This is a genomic window from Nitrosospira multiformis (genome assembly GCF_900103165.1).
Lineage (GTDB): Bacteria > Pseudomonadota > Gammaproteobacteria > Burkholderiales > Nitrosomonadaceae > Nitrosospira > Nitrosospira multiformis_D.
The window spans coordinates 1745575-1766677 of sequence record NZ_FNKY01000001.1 but is presented as its reverse complement, the minus strand read 5'-3'; the positions used below and the strand labels follow the sequence as shown (position 1 = coordinate 1766677).

17 protein-coding genes are annotated in these 21103 nt (G+C 54.1%); 2 read left to right on the top strand and 15 right to left on the bottom strand.

Going from position 1 to position 21103, the window contains the following annotated elements:
- Nucleotides 1-31 precede the first annotated feature (31 nt).
- Together BLR00_RS07850 and BLR00_RS07845 are read right to left on the bottom strand one after the other, a co-directional pair.
- Nucleotides 32-418: a group II truncated hemoglobin gene (locus BLR00_RS07850; protein ID WP_074631857.1), complete on the bottom strand. Its 387-nt coding sequence runs from the start codon at nucleotides 416-418 to the stop codon at nucleotides 32-34.
- Nucleotides 419-475: 57 nt separating this feature from the next.
- Entirely contained in the window at nucleotides 476-1285 is an 810-nt protein-coding gene (locus BLR00_RS07845; RefSeq protein ID WP_074631856.1) for an alkaline phytoceramidase, read from the bottom strand.
- Between the two features lie 88 nt (nucleotides 1286-1373).
- Here BLR00_RS07845 and BLR00_RS07840 point away from each other — a divergent pair, with 88 nt between their 5' ends.
- Together BLR00_RS07840 and BLR00_RS07835 are read left to right on the top strand one after the other, a co-directional pair.
- Nucleotides 1374-1586 (top strand): antitoxin MazE family protein, encoded by a 213-nt coding sequence (locus BLR00_RS07840; protein ID WP_074631855.1) that lies wholly within the window; start codon nucleotides 1374-1376, stop codon nucleotides 1584-1586.
- Complete coding sequence (locus tag BLR00_RS07835; RefSeq protein WP_256324081.1) at nucleotides 1577-1906, top strand: type II toxin-antitoxin system PemK/MazF family toxin; 330 nt, start codon at nucleotides 1577-1579, stop codon at nucleotides 1904-1906. Before BLR00_RS07840 ends, BLR00_RS07835 begins: the two co-directional genes overlap by 10 nt.
- 90 nt (nucleotides 1907-1996) lie before the next feature.
- Here the strand turns inward: BLR00_RS07835 and radA are convergent, their stop codons facing one another.
- The 13 genes from radA to BLR00_RS16940 form a co-directional block, all read right to left on the bottom strand.
- Nucleotides 1997-3346, bottom strand: a complete 1350-nt coding sequence (radA, locus tag BLR00_RS07830) for a DNA repair protein RadA (RefSeq protein ID WP_074631853.1) — start codon at nucleotides 3344-3346, stop codon at nucleotides 1997-1999.
- 566 nt (nucleotides 3347-3912) lie between these two features.
- Nucleotides 3913-4428 (bottom strand): hypothetical protein, encoded by a 516-nt coding sequence (locus BLR00_RS07815; protein ID WP_074631852.1) that lies wholly within the window; start codon nucleotides 4426-4428, stop codon nucleotides 3913-3915.
- A gap of 15 nt (nucleotides 4429-4443) precedes the next feature.
- Complete coding sequence (locus tag BLR00_RS07810) at nucleotides 4444-7707, bottom strand: DUF6519 domain-containing protein (protein WP_074631851.1); 3264 nt, start codon at nucleotides 7705-7707, stop codon at nucleotides 4444-4446.
- A gap of 12 nt (nucleotides 7708-7719) precedes the next feature.
- Nucleotides 7720-9741, bottom strand: coding sequence for a hypothetical protein (locus tag BLR00_RS07805; protein ID WP_074631850.1), 2022 nt, complete (start codon nucleotides 9739-9741; stop codon nucleotides 7720-7722).
- Nucleotides 9738-12689, bottom strand: a complete 2952-nt coding sequence (locus tag BLR00_RS07800; protein WP_074631849.1) for a putative baseplate assembly protein — start codon at nucleotides 12687-12689, stop codon at nucleotides 9738-9740. Before BLR00_RS07800 ends, BLR00_RS07805 begins: the two co-directional genes overlap by 4 nt.
- 10 nt (nucleotides 12690-12699) lie before the next feature.
- Entirely contained in the window at nucleotides 12700-15354 is a 2655-nt protein-coding gene (locus tag BLR00_RS07795; RefSeq protein ID WP_074631848.1) for a putative baseplate assembly protein, read from the bottom strand.
- A complete protein-coding gene (locus tag BLR00_RS07790; protein WP_074631847.1) occupies nucleotides 15351-15716 on the bottom strand; it encodes a GPW/gp25 family protein in 366 nt (121 codons plus the stop codon). The genes BLR00_RS07795 and BLR00_RS07790 overlap by 4 nt, the downstream gene beginning before the upstream one ends.
- A 7-nt stretch (nucleotides 15717-15723) precedes the next feature.
- Nucleotides 15724-16044, bottom strand: coding sequence for a hypothetical protein (locus BLR00_RS07785; RefSeq protein ID WP_074631846.1), 321 nt, complete (start codon nucleotides 16042-16044; stop codon nucleotides 15724-15726).
- Nucleotides 16045-16046: 2 nt separating this feature from the next.
- Nucleotides 16047-16577: a phage baseplate assembly protein V gene (locus BLR00_RS07780; protein ID WP_074631845.1), complete on the bottom strand. Its 531-nt coding sequence runs from the start codon at nucleotides 16575-16577 to the stop codon at nucleotides 16047-16049.
- On the bottom strand, nucleotides 16574-17701 hold the full coding sequence (locus BLR00_RS07775; RefSeq protein ID WP_074631844.1) for a hypothetical protein: 1128 nt from the start codon (nucleotides 17699-17701) through the stop codon (nucleotides 16574-16576). The genes BLR00_RS07780 and BLR00_RS07775 overlap by 4 nt, the downstream gene beginning before the upstream one ends.
- Nucleotides 17694-18065 (bottom strand): LysM peptidoglycan-binding domain-containing protein, encoded by a 372-nt coding sequence (locus BLR00_RS07770; protein WP_218124312.1) that lies wholly within the window; start codon nucleotides 18063-18065, stop codon nucleotides 17694-17696. The genes BLR00_RS07775 and BLR00_RS07770 overlap by 8 nt, the downstream gene beginning before the upstream one ends.
- On the bottom strand, nucleotides 18065-18718 hold the full coding sequence (locus BLR00_RS07765) for a hypothetical protein (RefSeq protein WP_074631843.1): 654 nt from the start codon (nucleotides 18716-18718) through the stop codon (nucleotides 18065-18067). Before BLR00_RS07765 ends, BLR00_RS07770 begins: the two co-directional genes overlap by 1 nt.
- 302 nt (nucleotides 18719-19020) lie before the next feature.
- The gene (locus tag BLR00_RS16940; RefSeq protein ID WP_256324080.1) at nucleotides 19021-20511 is read right to left on the bottom strand and encodes a hypothetical protein; all 1491 of its coding nucleotides are present in this window, start codon (nucleotides 20509-20511) and stop codon (nucleotides 19021-19023) included.
- Nucleotides 20512-21103 lie beyond the last annotated feature (592 nt).

The window sequence follows — 21103 nt, the reverse complement described above, 5'->3', positions numbered from 1 at the left end:
AGATGATTGGGGAAGTCCTTGGTTATCTTTTCTACTCCGGCTGGTTACGCATGAAATCCGCTGTCTGATAAAACGCCATGGCGAGTTTCTTGCATAATTCTTCATCCAGTCCGACATCCACCATCGCGCGACCCATGCACGATAACCATTGATCGCGCTCCGGAATACCGATCGCAAAAGGCATATGGCGGGTACGCATGCGAGGCTCGCCATATTTCTCGGTGTACAGCGATGGTCCGCCCGTAAAGCCGGATAGAAACATGAACAGTTTCTGCCGGGAGTGAGTCAAATCCTGCGGATGAAGTTTGCGTACACCGAAATAGTCTGGATCTTCATCCATCAGATCGTAAAAACGATCCACCAGGCGGCGTATAATGGCTTCTCCACCTATCCGTTCGTATGACATCGCAATATGCATTCGACTCTCCTTGATTGTTCACGTGCGGTCACTACAGGCGGCAACTAAGCACAATAACTAAACGGCGTGGGACCCGAATCTCCCCATTCTTTCCGGCAATGGCCTGCGTTTTGTCAGCATACGCAATATCCAGTAAATAGCCAGCGCGGCAAGCAAATGCTTTATCGTATGGCCGCTTACCACCTGCCCGAGATCATAGATTTCGCGATCCCCCGCTTCCGCCAGTTTGGCGCAGCCATACAATGCAAGCGCCATGTATATATCGGCTCCCCGGGTATATCGCGACGGGAAGAAAATGCCGAGCAGAATAATGACCAGCAATGAATAGAACTGCACAACAATATAAAAGTTCAGATTGCCGGCACCCCGCTGCTCGCTCCAATGCCAGTGCATCACACTTCCGGCTCCAATCGCAATCAGAACAGGCAGCAGCGGCACACCCATTCTTGGACCGACGCGCTCGTTGAGCGTTGCGGTAAGCAATGCCATGATGCCTACCGCTATAGGCAACCGGTCCCAAACCAGCCGGTCATTGCCCGGAGCGAGATGATAATAGATTGATCCAATGCATGCCATCGCCACGCTCAGGAAGAAAACCAAGTAAGGCCAGCGTTCGGACCGATCGGCAAATGCTTCCGAAGCCATCGCTCCGCGCAAGCACAGTAGAAACACCAGACCTGCTACCCCGATGAGTAGAAAGATAACGTTGGAAGCAACATTGAAAAAATTCGGAATATCGAAATAAATACGCCGGTCTGCAAACTGATGATATCCCATGGGCTGCGGAATCGGCGGAACAATCACGGCGACCAGCAACGTACCTGCCGAAAGAATGCCCAATATCCACAACCTGTGCCTATTACCCATATTAGACTATTACACCAATTGCTGTGTTGCATGTAACGGCATCATAGCCTAGAATAAGTTGCATGTAACATGATAATAAAGGAGTGATATGAGAACAAGTATTTCAGGCCGCGTGCAAAAGCATCGGGCTGGATTACGAGCTTGCGGACTGCGCCCGATACAGATTTGGGTGCCAGACACCCGGCGCCCCGGCTTCGCGGAAGAATGCCGCCGTCAGTCTCGCCAGCTACGCGACGATTCGCATGAGCAGGATATCTTGGCATGGCTGTCCGCTGCCGCTGATACGGATGAATGGGAATGAGGCGAGGCGATCTGGTCACAATCGCGCTAAAAGGCGACTACGGCAAGCCGCGTCCAGCACTCATCATCCAGTCGGATCTGTTCGACGAACATCCTTCCGTTACCCTATTACCCGTAACGAGCGTAATTCGGGAGGCACCCTTGTTCCGTATACCAGTACAACCGGACGCGAATAACGGTCTGCTAAAGCCATCCCAGATCATGGTGGACAAAGTACAAACCGTTCACCGCGAAAAGATAGGGATTACTATAGGGCGGCTGGACAATGAAGCCATGCTGGCTGTCAATCGCGCTTTGGTTGTATTCTTGGGTTTCGCATGAGTCACATGTACTTTACACAGGCAGCGACATAATGAACGAAACTGGGTAAACAGGCGAGCCAAAAAGCGAAAACTCGCAAACTGCGGATTGTCAACGCATCTTTGCAACCGCCTCTTCCACTCGTTCCACCGCAATAATCTCAATACCCGAAATCGCCTGTTTCGGCTTATTGGCCTTTGGGATAATGGCTTGCGTAAAGCCCAGCTTGGCAGCTTCTTTCAACCGTTCCTGGCCGCGCTGAACAGGGCGCACTTCTCCCGCCAGCCCGACTTCACCGAATACCACCATTTTTTCTGGCAGCGGCTTGTTCTTGAGCGAGGAAACAATAGCGAGCAAAACCGCCAGATCCGCGCCTGGTTCAGTAATTTTCACGCCACCGACCGCATTGACGAATACATCCTGATCGAAACAGGGAATTCCCGCATGGCGGTGCAGCACCGCCAGCAGCATCGCCAGCCGGTTCTGCTCCAGCCCCACGCTTAGCCGCCTTGGATTGGGCGCGTGCGCCTCATCCACCAGCGCCTGTATTTCCACCAGTAGCGGACGCGTGCCTTCCTGGGTCACCATGACGCAGGAACCCGGCACCTGCCCGCCATGATGAGAAAGAAATAGCGCCGAAGGATTGCTCACTTCACGCAAACCTTTTTCGCTCATGGCAAACACGCCCAATTCATTCACCGCGCCAAAGCGGTTCTTGAAAGCGCGGATCAGACGAAAACTGGAGTGGGTATCACCTTCGAAATAGAGCACCGTATCCACCATGTGCTCCAGTACACGCGGCCCGGCCAGCGCGCCTTCCTTGGTCACATGACCCACCAGAATAATGCACGTGCCGCTGGACTTGGCCAGCCGAGTCAATTGGGCGGCGCACTCGCGCACCTGTGCGACCGAACCGGGCGCGGATTGCAGCGCGTCAGAATATATTGTCTGGATCGAGTCGATAACCGCTATGTCTGGCTTGCGTTCAGCCAGCACCGCCTGAATCCTCTCCAGCCGGATTTCTGCCAGTAAATGCACCGCCTTTGCATCCAGTGCTAGACGTTTTGCCCGCAGAGCCACCTGTCGCGCTGACTCCTCGCCGCTCACATACAGTACATTGCGCGCAGCAGACATATGACACAGCGCTTGCAGCAACAGCGTGGACTTGCCGATGCCGGGATCGCCGCCCAGCAACACCACACCGCCATGCACCAGACCACCGCCCAGCACCCGGTCGAACTCAACCACCCCCGTGGAATAACGTGGCTCTTCGCCCGCCTCCACTTCGCTCAGATTCTGCACCTCGCTCGTTCCAGATACGGGCGTAAAGCGCGACACCGTTTTCTCGGCGATGGCCTCGACCAGCGTATTCCATGCTTGACAATGCGGGCATTGACCCTGCCATTTTGGGGTTTGGCCGCCGCACTCCGTACAGGAATAAATGGACTTTGGTTTAGCCATTCTCAAGAAAGTAATTTGTCATATTCCGCATGACTACCAATCCAGAACCAGATAAGTACGTCATCCGTTTCTATGGCAACACGATAGTACGCACCAACTCTGGTGGACCAAACTTCTCCAGTCTTTTGAAGTTGCGGGGTGGGTGAGAATGATTCTGATGTAGAAACAGTAAGTTATTATTGAGACGCTCACGAATCGCTGTAGACAATTGTTGAAAGCAATGCCAGAAACAGGTTGATGTGAAATGCTTCAAGACATCTAAAGCGGAGCCGTTTATCCCTTCCGGTATTCAGCCAGTCCTTCTTCGATGAAAGTATCGAATTTTCCGAAATGCGGGTCCACCTCAATTTGCCGATCCCATCGGCTATTTTCGTAATCGGCAAACCAAGCCACAAGCGCGGCGAAAGCCTAGTCATCAAGACCTTCAATCTGTTTTTCAATCAGTTGAATTTCGACCATGTCCATCTCCATTAATTTGATACTTCGACATCATTGTTTTAATCCATTCGCTATTTATAGGCATCCATTCTACGATAATTTTTCTACTGCACGAAGGCGTACAAATCCTAATCCAAGTTCTTAAGCAGTACTGACAAATCACTTTGGAGAACAGCTATTTCTCTAGGTAAGCTGTTCAGTGCCTCTTCATTTGCCGCACGCTCAGCCTCAAGGGTGCTTTCAAATTTTTCCGCCAAAACCGCTGCTTCCGTCGACTCCGTACTCCTGGATTGTTTCTTCAGTGATCTAAGCAGCTTAGCCGACTTATCAATCTTTTTGCTATTCAACCTTAATTCGTCTATCAATAGCCTACCGTGTGTCTTTATTCCATTTATAATCAATTCAATACTATTCGATGATGTGTTCACATCGTTCTGATTGGTCAAAGCGTTTAGGTCAAGTTGCTCCAGATTGGGCAACATGATTACCGTACCCGGCTTGAAATTTCCCTCGGTGCGCAGATGTGGATTAATCTCAAGCGTCGCATCGCGAATACGAACGAGTTCAGCAGGATTCAGATTAATGTTAAGCTTGCGAAGCAGCTCATCCAGATTCTTTTCAGTTGTGACAGCGGTAATGTGCATAGTTAAGATTCCGTTTTATCCTCTGATGATATTCAATTGCTTCCATGGCTCACCCAGACGGTCGCTACCGATTTTAATTCCATCCGTAATGTTGCCCATTACCGTAAAATTCGGGATATCCTGAGGGCTGGGGCCGGAAACAATAACGGAATTAAGTTTAGACGAACGAATCTGATTTTGGCTGATTATGACAGCGCTCGAACTTCGCGCGACCTTTATCATGATGGTAGCTAATTCTGACCCCCAAATACTCTCTGCCGCCCAAGCCATGCAATTATTTCCACTAAATAAAATGCTAATGTCACCTTCCACTTGTACAATCGGCATTTCGCTATTTTGAACCACAATCTTATTCCCGCTAATTGTAACGGGAGCGTCAAGATCCGACGTTAGCTCCACCTGAAATAATCGGCTGCCTGTCAGTAGAAAAAAAGCATTCTCTCCTCGGGGAAGTATCATGATATCTGTATGTACCTGCGTACTTCCAGCCGTAGGCGGTACGATGCGAATCGCCTGCCACTTCGAGGATTGGACAGTCCCCCCCTCCCTACGAATGATCGTGTTGTCCTCAACGGAAACTGACTTGAATGGTATTACCAGCTCTATACTAGTAATATAGTAGGTGTTCTTTTCTCGCGGTCCTAGATCGGATAGATGATTTCCCCTAATGCGAATATCGCCACCGCCAATAACCAGGATGGCAGCCCCATTTCGCGCCTTCGTCTGATTGACCGCAAAGCCGTTGACAATGTTATCCGTGATGTCGGTGTGGAGCGTAGCCAGCACCTGGATTGCGACCACGGGCCTGCCGGATTCAGCATCGGCAGCAATTTCTAACAGATGATTGTTCTCAATGCTCAGATGCCCTGCGCTGCCCGCATCGGTGAAAGCGATGCCACATCCTGTACGCTCAATAACGTTCTGTTTGATCATGGCCGAGCCAACGAATGTGCGGATGGCAATGCCTGACCCGTGCATGTTGGCAATCCGGTTGCCGGTAATCCAGCAGTGGCCGATACCTCGCGGGTCCAATCCAGGTTCGAGCACCACTCCGTTCACACCACTCCCTTCCACATCCTTATCTGGGCCCAAAATCTCATTCCCCACAATGCGCAGGCCGTCAACGCCAACCACGATAGCGTTCCCAGACGGGTAAAGTAGATGCAATACATTGGCTTCGACCAAACAACTGGAACCGGGCAATGCTGCGCCGAGAATCTGAATACCAACTTGCTCTGTGCCAAATACGCGGTTATGTGCGATTCGCGTTTCGCTGTGATGGAAAAATTCGGAAGACAAACCGATACCAATGCGACTGCAAACAAACAGGTTGTCAGTCACAGCCAGCGCGCTCACGAATGACATCCCTTGCTTCACGTCGCTTCCTATTCCCACTTCCGCCATTACTGAGCATTCGCGCATCCGAAATCCCAGTATGTACCCGCTGAGGGATACGCCCGTAGTGGACACAGGAACACCGGGGATATTGTCAGGTGGCATTGCGAACAAATTAAGGTGATCCAGCTCCAAACCTGAAGTATTGCGCACATTAATTAAATTGATCGGCTTATTGCCTAATCCCGCCCCTATAATTGCAAGATTCTCGATCACGATATTTTGACTGTCTTTAACCTGAGCAACTGCGGTTAAGTCATGGCTGGCTATCAGTAATGTACGCCAACCTTTCCCCCGAATACGCAGCGACCTGATCTTCGTGATGCTCAGCGGGTTAGTAAGGTAGTAGATGCCTGCGGCAAGACAGATGACACCACCGGTTTTCGCCAGGGTATCAATAGCCTTTTGCAACGTATCAATTCCAGGTTTCACGCATTGATCACATGCACAATCACCTTCCGCCTCGAATTCGGGCGGCCATAGCACGCGGCAATCGGAGACAATCGGGAGAGAAGCAGCGGGGGGGAAAGTAACTATTGCCAAGCGTGCATAATGGTGGTGTATGCCAAGCGGAGGCGCTTCGTTAAGAATTTCTATAGAAGCATCAATCGTCCGCGCGGCAAAATTCCAGTAGTCGCCGGTATGAGAAATTCCTCCTTCTGAAGCCGAACCAAAACGAACGAGAATACCATTCTCCAGAAATAAAGACGTATGCTGATCCGGCACTGGAATTACGCCTTCGGAGACCTCTCCTCCGCTATCGGGTGAATCAAGATCAAAATAAACGGTCCCGTCCGCTCGTAAAATCCGCCCCTTGTGATCCCAACGCCGTACACGAGTGTTGCGTGATGGGTCAATCGGCTCCTCGCTGGAGGGAAACGTACCTTCTGGCAAAGGTTTCGTTAGTACAATGGTATTCGTGGCAGCATCCACCCCACCGCCAATCCTGATTCGGCACATCACCCCAGAATAGCCTTGCAACTCACGTACATCATCGGTAATTTCAATCCAGTCACCATCGGAAAAACGCAACACTTCATCGCGTCCTATGCTCTCTACGACAATACTTTCGTATCCAGGATTTATATGACTAATCCGGCTCGCTACAGTAGCGTTATCACGCGACCATTTGAAAGTTGTCGGACCATGGGCGAGTATAGGTCCCGGCTGGTCACCCTGATGAATTTCGACCCGGTAGAGCTGATTCTCCAACCCTTTGTATCCCCCGGAGGGTGGAATCTGGCAAGGGTCAGGAGTACCGGGCACTCCACCCGTGCTGGTGGACAAGCGCGCACTAGAAGATTGGGTAAGAGTCTTCCATCTCTCTAATGAGGTAACTGATGAGCAGGTCACGCCATCCCCGATCTGGTGCAATATCCTGACCTGCCAGACCGTTTGCAACCTACCGGTTGTATCGATTCCCACCGCCTTCTCGACAAGCTCGGGGTATTGCAGGTATGTGACCTCCCGCTGCCATACGTCGAGATAAACGAGGTAAGCCGAGCCTGCGGGCGGCAATGCTAGCGGTTCTGGATAATAAGGCTGCGCGGTATAGTCGACTGCCCCCCCTTTCAGTTCAGTCAACCTTGGATCCCAGGTTTTTGCTCCACCGCCATGGTTTTCCGCCAGCAGTCCATCAACGTACATGCGACCGACACCAATTTTCAATGTGCCGCCAACTACACTGATGAGAAAACCTTCGGGTGTCTCGCGTGGCACAATAGCAGGCCCCATGGTATCAAGTGACCCGGCCTGCATCCGGCGGAGAAATTGGACGACAAGCTCGTTCCAGTCGGAATCAAGCTGCACCCGACCCTGCTGCATGACTACACCAAGGAAATCCCGCCAGGCATCAAACGTGAATCGGCTGGAATCGAACGTCATGGTTGTGTCCCCTTATATCTCATAAAAAATTCCTGCCTCAAGGCCGGCGCGCAGATATTCGTCGAGCCTGACACGTAAATTGATTTCGCGTTGGGGTGCATGCAAATGGTGATACGCTCCCATTTCGCCCTCGTCTTCCGCTCCCCGCCGAATCGCATTGGCGGTGGTTGCGGACAGCCAGCAGTAGAAAGGAGTGCCATAACGCAAAGAGAGTATGCGAGGCGCGGCCATTGATCCTGCATCCGGTTGGCAGCGGTAACGGCGCGGCACTCGTGCGTCACGAGGCAACCAGCTGAAGCGGATGCAACCAGTCTGTCTTTGTTTAACCTGCACAGGTGCCACCCAGGTATCGCCTTGAGCCGGCGTAGCAAGCAATACACTGTTCGAGATGAAGGGCATCGCAGTTGCGTGCAGCTTCCCGATGCTGGTGCACCCATACATGGATAGGCTGCCTCCCTCCTGTATATCATCAAGACCAGCGCTTGCTATACCGTCGACATGTGTTGCATCCAGAATACTGTCAACAAGCGCCAGCTTCACATCAGCGCCAGAGCGTAAACCACCGATAATGGCTCGCTCGATATTGACCTCGGTATTGGCAGTTTCAACTACCAGGCTCGGCTCATTGCGATGAACGGGATTTCCCTCAGGCGTCAGTGCCAAGCCCGGCACCAGCGTCGTGTGGGCAATACGCAAGTGCCGTAACCGGTTCCCAGCAGTTGCCGGTACACGCAATTTCTTTCCGCTCACCAGCAATCCATTGAGGACGAACTCGCTATCCACCCCGCCAGTCACGGTCATTTCATCCGTCAGCACCAAGCTGGGGCGGCATTCATTCTTGGCACGAAGCTCGATACGTTTACCGGCTAGCACCTGAACGCTCAGCGCTTCCTCATATCGTCCGTTATCCTGGATTTCAACTACCCCATTGCCGGCGAGCGCGGCAAGAGCGGCTGTAATCGTGGGGTGATGGCCTGGCGCGTTCGAAACGATTTGATCCACGGAAGCAGCAAAGCTTTGCCCGCGCTCATACTCGCCCCCGCCTATCCGTGCGCCAAAACCGTAGTGATGCGTAACCTCAACCTTTGTGGCGGGCACACCTTCCGGCAATGCCACACGGCCCAGAACAGGGTCGATTGCATATTTCTCCTCTTCCGGCAGATGCGCCCAGTTCGCGTCATCACCGCTGAGGTTGCAAATTTTTATATTGGTTACCGGTTGCATCGTGTCGTCTACATACAACGCAAGGCTAAGTCCCTCGCCATAATACTGGGAGACGGGACGCACGTCCTCATGCAAAACTCGACGCGAGAGGGGCATCGGCACGTTTACGTGTTCGGCCAAGTGGGTGATGTGTGTTTCCGCTTCCGGCCGGTTGTACAAAGGCATATCGTGATTGAGCGGACTGATGCGCCAGCGCCTGCCATCTACTTTCACAGCTGTCGAGCGCGTGAGCGAATGTGATTCAATAGGCCACAGAAATAGCCCGACGTTGGGAATATTGTAACGGCCTCGTCCCGAGGCGATTCGCCTAACATCCACCGTATGCGCGATGGTGTCAAAAGCGGTGCCAACATATTCGAGCGATTCCCATTTGCGCAACTCGGGAGCGTAATGGTTATTGAGACGTATGTGGTTCATGTGCTGCGTGGTGGCAAGCGTCTGAAAAAATTCTACCGCGCGTGCGTTCCACCCGGTTACGTCACGTGCCAGCTGCTCCAGTACTGAGGCTGTACCTTTGCGGCGGCGTAACGCAATAGTATGAGCAACTTCCGCACGGGGACTGCTTATCCGCTCCGTGGCACCATGGAGCACGCGATAACCTATCAGGTCTCCAATATAAGGGACAACCCAATCGGCACAGGTTTCGACGAACTGATCATCATAAAGCTGCTCGATATTCTCTTCCATCACCTTGACCTGCTCCGCTATCACTGTAAGCAGCGCCTTGAGCGGCCCGCCTTGTTCCTCATCTCGGATACGATGAATGGAGGGCAGCAGATGGTAAAGCTTCTCCGCATCGAAACTATTCATGGCATCTGCTCTACAATAAGTGATCCTGCATCGAGCAGTAACAATTCCGCAGGTCGCGGCAGAGATATTAACGAAGCTTCCGGCAAGCGAGCGAAAAGCCGAGGCTCAAGGCGCGGCATCGCACCTTCATCGAAACGGTAGAGGCGCAGCACGTTGACTGCCTCCAACCCAGCCACACCATGCAGCACTGCCATCACCTCGTCGATCGAAACCATCTGACCAAAGCACCTCTTGTCGAATCCAAATTCAGTCTGTAAAGCAGTCTTGACCTGGGTCAGCACCAAATCAACCTGAGCATCTGCAGCTACCTTGACGGCCGCACGCAACCTGAATGCCGCAGGGCGGTAGCTGCTCAGCCGCAGCGGCAATAGCACATCCCCATACTGACGCAACGCCGCCAGCAAGTTTCGAAAAGTCCTGCTGTCCTCAAGTACGGACGCGCCTTGCTCGCCCGACACTGTAATAAACACACCTCTTCCAGGACCTGCCGCGATCCACGTGGCGTGAGCCTTAGCGATTCCCGCGAAGCTGCGCGCAAAGTCTTCGTAATCCTGAATCGAAACCGCGCGATCAAGTGTCAACACCGTGCGCGGCGCATTTGCGCGCGCGGCATCACCGCTTTCGGCATCCTGCCCGCCGCTGGCCGTCAGCGGATTGATGACCTCGTTTACGCTGTAAGGGCGGCTCAACAGATTGCTCAGCTTACCGGCCGAAACATTGCCGGCGACGCCAATACCCTTGCGGTACCGCGCGCGAATATTGTCTTGTCCCGAAGGCAAACGCGCACCCTCAATACCGTCACCAAACGCCACACTCGTGCGCCCAGCATCATCGGTAGTCAACGCGTAGACAGAATCGGCAGCTGCCCGGCCGAATAAAGACGGGACTTCACGCCAGAGCAAATCGTTAACCCGCAGTTCCAGTGTCGAGGCTCGGCCGCTGGCGGTTGCGGCGCTGACATGAGTCAGCGGCGACTGCCGCAACGTAAAAGATTGATTCGCGCGGGCCGCATTGCCGCTCCCCACAGGCTCGCTCACTATTTCCCCATGCGTGGCGCTTGCCACATTCGCGTAGAGCTTGATCGTGGCGCGTTTGTAATTATTTTGCAGCGACGTAGTAAAAAACAGATTGCTGGTGCCACTGTCCAGTTCGGCTTTCAGGAGCGTCAACACCTCGCTGGCTTCAACACCTGCGGTAGTCGTACCGCTGAGTATCAGTATGCGCCCAGGCATGAGGTCTTTTACCATGCGGTCAGTGTGCAGAGAGTTTCCCGAAATATCAGTGATGATGGGAAATTCCGCCAGTATAAGTTCGTCACTGTGCGCAAATACCGCGGTTTCCCGTAGCCGCTCATTGAAGAGTTCTCGCAGATTTTCGCCCTGGAGAACTAGGCGCGTGGTCTTGCCTGTCAGGGTAAAAGCGGCGCGGGAATCCTCAGCTATAGTTTCTATCCGATACAATTCTTGATCTTCCGGCGTGGAGAGTAGCAGCCAACTATTGGGCAGAATCTGTGTGTAAATACTATCAAGGTGTAAAGTATGAATATTTCGGGGATAGAGTCGGTTTTGTGGAATGACTTCTTTGCTGAGTGGGCGTGGCGGCCGCCATGACAGCTTCATGACCGCACCGCCTTGATTCTCAAAGAATTCCAGTTTAACATCGTATTTTTTTTCGGCTGTGAGCCGGATCTGACCGCTGCGTTCAATGGGAGCGCGGACATTCCAATCGTCGATGAGTAACTGACCGTTCACCCACAACCGGACACCGTCGTCGGAATAAGTATAAAACGTATACATACCGGTCGATGGAGCGTGCACCCAACCTGTCCAGCGCGCTGAGAAAGTATTACTAGCGATTACGGAATCAGGCGAGCCTTCCCCCCAGTCGAAATTCACTGTGGCGTCGAGGCGCACAAGTTTGCGCTTAGTCAGATTCTGGGTATCGAAATATTCACCGTATAGACCGGTGCCCGTAGCGGTGCCGGACGGCGGGTCGGAGATGTCGGCAATTGTGAAACCGGGCCATTGCATATCGGTGATATCAGAGGTTGGCCCTAGCCCCAGATAACCTCTCTTTACACCCTCGCCCATAACACGCCAGTCAGGTGCATTATGACCAAACAGCGAAGCGCGAAGGCGCAAAGCATAAACCTTGGGCTTACTGGCTGACGTGCCCGATGGATTCATGTCCAGTTCACGTTCCAAAGCGACAACAGTGCAATTTGCAATACTATCGAGTACCACGCGTTGGATACGGCGAAAATTCCAGTTCTCGCTCCCAGTATCGTTCTCCCGCTCGGAACTAACGAACAACAGTGCATCCCCAGCCTTGAGCTGCGTGGCAATACCATGGAGGTAAATGACCTCTGTACCCAACCCCAGCGCTTTCATTTCGCGCATTTTTGCCTTGAATACATTCCATTCGGGCCGTGCCTGGATGGCCTCCACTGTTTCGAATGATTGCGGCTGTTCATCCGGACCAGGCACGCTTTGTACACGCGAACCGATGGGAATCGTCACTGTTTCGGCAACACCTCGTGGCAATCCAGGAGCATCCTGCAAGGTGAACGCCAGATGGGTGGACGCCGCAACACCCGGCGCCAGTTCGTAACCAATGAGCCTGGCCAGTTCTAGGATGGAGCGCCGCTCACCCGCCGTGCGAAGAAAATTCTCGTTGGCGATGCGTTCCTGGTAAAAGCTGAGCACATCCAGCATGGTGGCGGCGGCATCGCATAAAGCAATCCCGAAGTCGGCATCATCGCGCGCCGTTAACTGGGCAAGTGCCGGAAGATCAGCGGACGAAAGCCGGGCCAGCATCGACTCCTTGAACTCGTGATGCGTGCCGGTACGATAAGCGATTTCCGACAATCCTGGCCGATTGTAAAGACGCTTTGGCGTTTCGGCGTCTGTGCCTGCACAGCAATCGCAATCCTCGGATTTATCATTCATCTGGTTTCACCTATTTACCGCCATGCATGTAAAGCCGTAGAAGGCCATGTTCCGGGTAATTAGGATCATTATCCAGGCGCGGAATTTCCAGGCGGTCTAGTTTCATATAGCCAAAGCGCAGATAACGCATATCATTTTGTCCCTGACGTTGAAAACGCGTTATTACAACTGATTCGACCCCCGCCACGCCACGCACCGCGGCATAGATTGGGCTCAAAAAAACGGTCTGCCCGAAACTGGACAGGTCGGAATGAAAAACTCCGCGCATGCCATCGCTCAACTCACGATTGCTGAGCACCTGAAGTATCGCCGCCCGAACGGCGCTGCGGAAATAACCCGCCTCTACGCATATGGTAATGTCAATTTCCAGGGACACATATACCGGGTTGTTGAATTCAAGATCATGGCCTGCCATGCGATAGGGTTCAACGTGGCTGGCAAGTGCCAGCTCAAAATCGCGATCAAGAAGCTGGCCGCCAATGCGGTCAACCGTATTGAAAACAGTGTGCCAGCTACCTGTCCAGCGAAGGGTGGCTGCTGCCCGTTGCACACCGGGATAATCTTGCGTCACCTTCGCATAGTCTTCAGGGGTAACCGCGCGTTGCTGGGTGCGAAAAGCCTCCGGCGCGCGGCGGCGTATCTGCTCCGCAGTTTCCGGCTCGCTGGCACCCCGGGATGAAAGCGGGTTGCGCACCCCGCCTATATTCGCATCGTCACTGATCACGTGCACCAGTGCCTCCGCCCCAACAACGCCAGCGACACCATTACCGATACGGTAGGTAGCTGTAAATTTCCTGCCGCCGTCTGGACGCTTGCCATGAACATCGTCACCAAAACGCAGCACGGCGCGTCCGTCGTGCTCCACTTCCACCACAAAGTGACAAGCCTGGCCATCACTGTTCAGCAAATCCCGTCGCGGCAGCCAAGTCAAGGGAGCCGTGCCATCCTCCAGTGTGCTTTCGAGACGAATTACCGGCCATATGTCTTCGGTGCGCCACACGAAAGCATTGCTCGCTGGGCCCATCGGATCAAAGCGTAACCGCAGCGCTTCAGGCCGGCGATCAACGCGAATTGTTTTCAAAATCGTTGCCGCATGCGTCAGAGGTTTTCCTTGCAATACCGGCCGAAAACGTGTCGGCAAGAACTCACGCGGCAGTTTCGCACAGCGATCCTGACCGGAGGCCAAGGGCAAACGCAGGCGCTGAAGCGCCACGAATCCCAGTTCTTCGTCCAAAATTGTCAGCCCATGATCAGCCAGTATGATGTTGCCCCTGGCGAGGCTGACATCCTCGGCGATATCTCCACCGTGGGCTTCATCTTTTTTTGAGGAAATACATAGCGGAAATGGCAGGGCATCCTCCTTCGCCCACTCGATCTCGGTTATCTCTTCCTCAGTTAATGGATCAGTTAAGGCATTACGCAACGGAGTAGCACCATCCCCAATGCCATCTTCACCGTTGTAGCGCACGAGCGTCAGGCGTACCACGTGCCTATGCGAGGGATCGGCATCGCCTTCTTCACCTGTAACGGGATCTTTCACCTCTTCAAAAATCAACACCTGTCCAGCCGTGAGTGTTTTGAAGTGCCCGCTAAGCGTGGCAGATGTACTTCCTTTGGGGAGGCAGCAGCGTTTATCGCCCCATGTATAGAAATGGATTTCATCATGCGTCGAGTACAGCGTTACTTGAGATGCCATGCCAAGCTCAAGCTGTCCATCTGGGTCAAGCGGTTCGAACACCACGGGGCTTGCCGCCAACGCCTGTTCATAATTGCGTGAGTAAGGCACGATGCGCGCGGGCATATTAGCCAATCTCGACAGGAAGCGCATGCCATTCAGGCTGACGGTGGCTTGCGAAACACCGTGGGCCAACCTCAATTGCAGCCATACTCTCGCATTGCTTCCCTCATGCAAGGAATAATCCACCAGCAGCGCATGCCGCCGCAACGAGGTTCGTCGTCGTGCTGTGCCTAAATAGGCTTCCGTCGCCACCGCATCCTGCCAGTAGCTCAGATGATCGCCAACGTATGCCATCATTTCCATCAGCATCACTCCCAGATCCGCGGTACTGCGCTCACGCCAGCCGGGCATTAGCAGACTTAGGCGGTCGAGGAGAAGCCGCCGGAAACTGGCGTAATCCTTTGCCAGGTAATTAATGTCAGGCGAGGAAACTGCCGGTTCGGGACAGTCCTGCTGCGGTTTGCAATCGAAGTCGCTCGGGCATTCGACCTTGAACGAGAACGTGATCGCTGCCAGACGCGGGTCGAACCCCTGAGGGGGACGCTGATCCGTGGTCGAACGCTGCAAAAGCAACCGGTAAAGCGAGTGGTCGCCATGACGGTCAGTACGTATCAAAAGCACATGGCTCGCATATGGCAAAGCGATAAAAAACTGGTGCTCCTCTGGTATCGTTTCGGGTGGATTATCTGCTGCCCTGGCCCACTCGATGGAAATATTGCGCACGCGCTCGCCGCCTTCTATTCGCAGACTATCTTTGCCTAGCGTCGACGGAACTGGTTTGAGAAAACGCAGCAGAAGCGTACGCTGCCGTGGACTGCCACGGGGCGCATCCGTATCCAATACCTCCAGATAATCGATCCCATTCAGCTCCTCGTGATCTCTAACGGCATTGCGGCGAAACTCGTCACAACAGGTATAGCGCGTCATAATCCCACCCCTCCGCGCTCGAATGTTTGCAGCTGCCGGATCTCGGTGCGGCGAACAATATATTGCACGGTTATGCGCAGGGTAGAATCAACTGCCTCTACTGCCAGGTTTTCAACAATGATCAACTCCACCAGGGCTTGCTGTAACGCACCCTGCACCAACATCTGGGTCGCCGCTGCAAGCTCGGGGCTATTGGGCGCAAATACGAGCTGGAGTATTCCGCTGCCAAAATCCGGCCGCATCACGCGCTCGCCAGGGATGGTGAACAGGACTTGCTCGATTAACCCGCGTATCCAAACCTCCTCGGAGTCACTGGCGCTGCGGCCCCGACCGTCGATTCTGTATGGATACGAAAGATTCATGGTTCTCTCAACTCGCGGTCACGCGTCTCTGTGCCTGCACCTGCATGAGAGGCGTGCCGTTTGGCGTACAGGTGGCTTGGCTATCCATCAGGACCAGCGCCAGTCCATTGGACGTCACCCGTTGTGCAGCCAGTGTCCACTGGGCGGTAACACAGGGTGATGGGGAAGTGCCTATCGTATGAGAACAGCCCGCCACGGTATACGGAGCAGACATCGTGACGGTGGGCTGATTGCCAACCAGCACCCTGCTATTGGGCAAAGTTGCGGTAGCAGTACCGCCGTGGCTGCACTGCACCGTTGCACCGACATGAAGAAGAGCGCTCGCCATGGTTATGTCACTGTCAGTGCTCCCTGATTGATATCAACGCTCGACCCGCTCAGCTTGATAGTTGCACCCTGGCCATTCGTGATCGTAATCCCCGTATCGTTTATGGAAATCGACGCGCCTGCAGCCGTCTTCAGGAGAATTCCACCCGTTGGTCCAGGCATATCCGAGAGCATGAAGGTGAGTTGTCCTGCGGTCTGCATCACCATATTGGGTGCTGCCGGGTTCCCGGCGAGCGCGGACGACGGAATATCCGACTTGGAACCCCATCGGCAACCCGTCCATATGGGACAGTTTGGATCGCCTGCCTCGAATTCCACCCATACCCCCGCCCCGATCGGCGGCACCATGTACATTCCCATTGGTGCCCCGGATCCTGCCAGCGGTACGCATGGCTCGGCCCAGCTCGATGGAACCAGGCTCAACACATCCGGCACCTGCACCATGAGCCGACCAGTTTGGTCTGGATCGACGTTGTTGGTGACAACACCCCGGTATTTACCGTAGAAACGTCCCGTTGTGCCGGAAGATGTCATGGCATCACCCTGGGTGTATTGGAAATGAGCCCATCCCGCGAAAGATTGAAATTCTGCTTGTACTCCCCCCGCTTGAGATTGTGCGTCACGCTATTGACATAGTACAGGCCGTCGTAGGCGACGCCAGCCCCGCGCACCCCCACCAACATGCGGGCGCGCAGGGCGCGGCCGTATCGCAGCACGTCCAGCGAGCCCGATCCGGAGACTGCGTCGGTGGATGCGAAACTGATCCCCAGCGCCTGATTAGCAGCCTCTCCGGATGAAAGGCGCGCCATATTGGAGGGAAACTCCACTTTTGCCGGCACCACAGGCCGCGCACCTAAGGGAGGACGCAACACACTGATACTCGGTACCGGGATCGGAATCACATTCTTTTTCGTTACGGGGTCCAGAATGCTGATGACCACGACCTTCTTCTGCGTACCGTCCAGGCTGAAGGAAAGCGACTCGACGTTGGTGTGCGCATCCATATTCACATTCAAGGCCGGCTGCGGCACCGGGATGCGCACATCCGGACCGAAATACGCGATGCTGGTACCGGGGAGCGGGCCGGGCTCCAGATAGAACACATAACCCGCTGCCCGCGCGAGTTGCTGAATGTACTCGAGGTCTGTTCCCGTCTGGGTAGGAATTTCCTTTGTAGGCATAGGCGTTTCATCGAACATGGGCGAGGTCACCACCGGCACGACGCCTAGCGCCGCATATTTGGCCAGTATCGAGTTGATCCGCGCCATCACGGACATGGCGGGGAAGCGCATGAAGGGCATTTCCACCAGATTCATGATTACCGTGAGATCCTCGCCCGTGATGGTGAGGGTGGATTTTCCCGGTTCGTTGCTGGACGACATTTCCTGGCGCGTAATGATTCCGTCCATCAATACCTGGGGAATTCCGTGCACCGTCACCATTATCAGCACGCGGCTGATAATGGGATCGAAGTATCCCGCCGGCAGCAGCTCCGTAAGCAGCTTCGAAGTCTTGCCGACCTTGAAGCTCAATTGAAAACCGCTGGTCTGGTTATTGCTGTTGACCTGCACGCTGTCCAAGGCATCCACCACCTCCGGGGGTGCGGGACAAGGCGCGCCGGTGCCGATCAGCAAGGTGAGAGTTATCCCTTTAAGCATCACCATTCCCCGGCGCACCTTCAGGCAGCGTGATGCGCAAACGCGTGCCGACAGCCTCGATCAGTTCGTTGGGCCGTAGCGCACCGTTGGCGTCGCAAATGCGCCAATAGAGCTCCGCGTCACCCAGATACCGGCCCGCGATCAAGTCGAGCCGCTCGCCCTCCTGAACGCTATGCTCGGAAATTGTGGAAAAACGTTCTGGGGCAGGAACGATGCGGCGCTTGAGATAGACTTTCGGCCTGCCGTCCTCGCTAGCATGGACCTCAGTAGCAACCCCGTGATAGCGGCTACTGGGCGGAAAGTTCTGCGTGCCCGCCGCCGAACCTCCCAGAATCGCCTCGAGTTTTCTAAGTGCTTCATCCATCACAACCTCGTCAGCCCAAGATCAGTCAAGGTACCGAAGGGCGAACGTCCAGCCAAGCTCTCCTTGTTACGCAAATAGCCCATGTATAGCTGCCCCGCCCGGTGAGTAAAGCCGACATCATCCACACTCAGCACCCTCATGCCCAAGCTTACTTTCGCCCGGATAGGGTTAAGTGAGGGATCGAACGCCTCTTCAGTAATGCTGAATTCAGTAATGCGCACAGGCAGAATGCGCTGCGCGCTCCAGACAAACAAGGTTAACAGCGACTCGGTCGGCAGTATTTCAATCGTGCCTTCGCCAGCCATGGTGTTGTTGGCTTGGAGATCCTCGGAACGAGGATGAACCAGCGTTTCCAGCAACGCGAGCTGAGGGTGGATGCCAAACTGTACGGCATTCGGGTTTCGCTCGGGAAATTCCAGCTGGTCCGTGGCGTCGATTTCCGCTTCCAGCGTAATTGTCTCGGCGGCGGGGCCTTTTAACCGTAGCGCCTCGGAGCGCTCCCCGCCTTCGCCGGTGCCCTGGACCTGGAGGCGGCGCGTAAGCGAGTCTGGGTTGTATTGCAGAGAGATCACCCGCTGCATGCGCGAAGTCTCAACATCAACAAGCACGATACCGGCTTTGAGAAGTTTGGGGGAGTTGGGGAAGGTAGTCATTATTTGCTACATTTCTCGATCACCATTATGCGGTTTCCCTCAGCCATTTTGATGCCAAGTGAGTTGGTCCATAATTTTCCTTCCCTTTCTCTTTTCTCTGACCATCCTTTCATCCAGTCCCGTGGCGGTACCAAATAACCTAGCTAACCTCGCGCCAAGAAATTTTCGCCCGTGAAATTTTTGCCTTCTCTATAAGCTACCTCGCGATCAGAAAATTTGACGACCTCCTGCGCAAGTATCTCTCACAACACGCTTCAGGATGTTTGCAATCGGGTATAAGGCATTTTTTTCTTAAACCCTCTTTAAGGTAATCCCTCTTCCCGTCCGTGCAAAAATACTGTAACGATATGACGTGTTCCTGGCTGAATAGAGCATGGGCTATGCATGCGATTTTCCAAAACAACCTCGCCGCAGTTCATTACCGTTACCCCCACTTGCACCCTGCCATCGCGTCTTCTTGAGCGAGAATCCACCCGCACGCGTAGGGACGCTGCGCTTCGTAGAAAACCCCCGGTAGCTAGGGGTGTTTTCCCAAATAAAACTGCGTCAACTTCCGATGATATCGGAACTCGGGTATAGCCACGGTCGTCAAAGATTACAAGTCGTGCTGTGCTCAATGATACTTGATCCCAGCCGCCAAAATTATGAATAACGTCGACCATTTGCTCAATATATTCACTGGCTTGGACCACTTCCTCTTCAGCCTGCTCTGGAGACGCAACTGAGGCACCTCCTGGCATCTGGGCCACTTCCCCGGGCTCCTCCGAGGCACTGCGCAAACTATGTAGGGCTTCTTGAAGAGAAGCAAGGATCTCGTCAAGCGTTTCGTCAGTGGCTGGTCGGATTCTCTGCGCAAGCTCTTGCGCTTCATCGGTACGTAGATCGGAGGGGACCGTCTGAAGGAATCTTTGAAGAGCCTCGTCGTTAACTTCGGGACCAGCGCTGCCCGTACTTACCATCGCTTCCCACAGAGCCCGCACCGGCGGTGTCGCGGTCGCTAACCGCTGATGACTAGATTCGGTAGTCTCATGCAGTGGCTCGTCAGTCGCGTCCCCTCTGGTTTCCGTGCCGCCTATCTCCGGTTCCTCTGTCCTTGCACCAGCTCCAGTTCCCGATCCCGGAACGTGACGGATCGGCTCACCTTGGCGCCGTGCCTCGATTTCCGCATGAATTGCTCGGAGGCTTGCATCAGCTCCGGACGTACCGGAAAGCGATGAATCATTCACAGTCGAAAACAGGATCTCAAGATCTTCTTCAGAAAAGGCTTCTGGGTTTTCAGCGATCACCTGAAGCATGCGCTGGCTAAGCTCAGCCTGCGCCTCTGTCGCATTCCTATACGTAGCGGCTTCAGATAATAGCCGACGCAATTCGGGATCTGCATTAATACGTTCATGCAGCTCGGGAGGTATGCTAACACCGGCTTCGCTCATAGCCCGAAAAAGCGATTCTAGCGGTGTTTCCCCAACGTCAGGGCTCGCCTCCACCCTATCGCTATAGAAAACAATTAGTGCAGCCGCGGCGGCAGCTTCCGCATAGATAAGCGCGCGGCCGACTGCTCGAGTTGCGAGAGGACCCATATGCCGTCCAGGTCTTTGTGCGGACCGACTGGTAGCGTAAGCCGCAGCGCTGGCGAGAGCGGTCATTGCAGCGATAGGTAACACATCCTCTAGTACTTCCCCCTCCTCTAGTACTTCCCCCTCCTCTAGTACTTCCCCTTCCTCTGGTACTTCTTCAGGGCCGGGTCCTGGCACTTCCGGAATTCGTTCTCCTGAACCCCAAACAGGTTCAGTCACTTGCGGCTCGTCTGGACGACCAACTAGCCGTCCTTCAGGAACCCGTACGGGTCGCACCTCTGGAGTTGCGACTGGGACGTGAACCACCCCAGGAACATCCAAATGCTCGGGGCGCCTTCTACGCCCGTCACGACAATCGCACTCTGCAATCAGTTGCGCATAATCTGGCATACACCAATAGCCATACAGACCATGGACGGGTGGGTCAATGAACAAATTCTGCCGCTGCAAACAGGTAGAGGGAGCGCGCGTGGGGAACTGGACCGGTTCTAAAGGGGGGGGCAAGTTTAGCCGACCTACACGAAACCCAAGTCGCTCAAGCTGTTCCTCATACCAAAACAGATCAAGATCACCCCCAATTAGCCCACCAACGTTAGAGGGCTTTATCTCTCCTATATTGATGCGGTCACGGCCCACTAACTCAGCTAGATCCAGACGGCCATTCGTGTCAGTTGGGCTTGGCGCGAGCAAGGGAAATGTGAGCTCCGTCTGTAGATATGGATACTGCGTTCTGAATGCCTCTTCTATAAGCGGGTGAGCCTCAAGGCCCACGTCTCTTGGGGTCCCATAACAAAGCCCGCACCCGCCTGCC

Coding starts and splice junctions, on each gene's coding strand:
- BLR00_RS07850 (WP_074631857.1), bottom strand. CDS start 418: ATGCATATTGCGATGTCATACGAACGGATAGGTGGAGAAGCCATTATA.
- BLR00_RS07845 (WP_074631856.1), bottom strand. CDS start 1,285: ATGGGTAATAGGCACAGGTTGTGGATATTGGGCATTCTTTCGGCAGGT.
- BLR00_RS07840 (WP_074631855.1), top strand. CDS start 1,374: ATGAGAACAAGTATTTCAGGCCGCGTGCAAAAGCATCGGGCTGGATTA.
- BLR00_RS07835 (WP_256324081.1), top strand. CDS start 1,577: ATGGGAATGAGGCGAGGCGATCTGGTCACAATCGCGCTAAAAGGCGAC.
- radA (WP_074631853.1), bottom strand. CDS start 3,346: ATGGCTAAACCAAAGTCCATTTATTCCTGTACGGAGTGCGGCGGCCAA.
- BLR00_RS07815 (WP_074631852.1), bottom strand. CDS start 4,428: ATGCACATTACCGCTGTCACAACTGAAAAGAATCTGGATGAGCTGCTT.
- BLR00_RS07810 (WP_074631851.1), bottom strand. CDS start 7,707: ATGACGTTCGATTCCAGCCGATTCACGTTTGATGCCTGGCGGGATTTC.
- BLR00_RS07805 (WP_074631850.1), bottom strand. CDS start 9,741: ATGAATAGTTTCGATGCGGAGAAGCTTTACCATCTGCTGCCCTCCATT.
- BLR00_RS07800 (WP_074631849.1), bottom strand. CDS start 12,689: ATGAATGATAAATCCGAGGATTGCGATTGCTGTGCAGGCACAGACGCC.
- BLR00_RS07795 (WP_074631848.1), bottom strand. CDS start 15,354: ATGACGCGCTATACCTGTTGTGACGAGTTTCGCCGCAATGCCGTTAGA.
- BLR00_RS07790 (WP_074631847.1), bottom strand. CDS start 15,716: ATGAATCTTTCGTATCCATACAGAATCGACGGTCGGGGCCGCAGCGCC.
- BLR00_RS07785 (WP_074631846.1), bottom strand. CDS start 16,044: ATGGCGAGCGCTCTTCTTCATGTCGGTGCAACGGTGCAGTGCAGCCAC.
- BLR00_RS07780 (WP_074631845.1), bottom strand. CDS start 16,577: ATGACATCTTCCGGCACAACGGGACGTTTCTACGGTAAATACCGGGGT.
- BLR00_RS07775 (WP_074631844.1), bottom strand. CDS start 17,701: ATGCTTAAAGGGATAACTCTCACCTTGCTGATCGGCACCGGCGCGCCT.
- BLR00_RS07770 (WP_218124312.1), bottom strand. CDS start 18,065: ATGGATGAAGCACTTAGAAAACTCGAGGCGATTCTGGGAGGTTCGGCG.
- BLR00_RS07765 (WP_074631843.1), bottom strand. CDS start 18,718: ATGACTACCTTCCCCAACTCCCCCAAACTTCTCAAAGCCGGTATCGTG.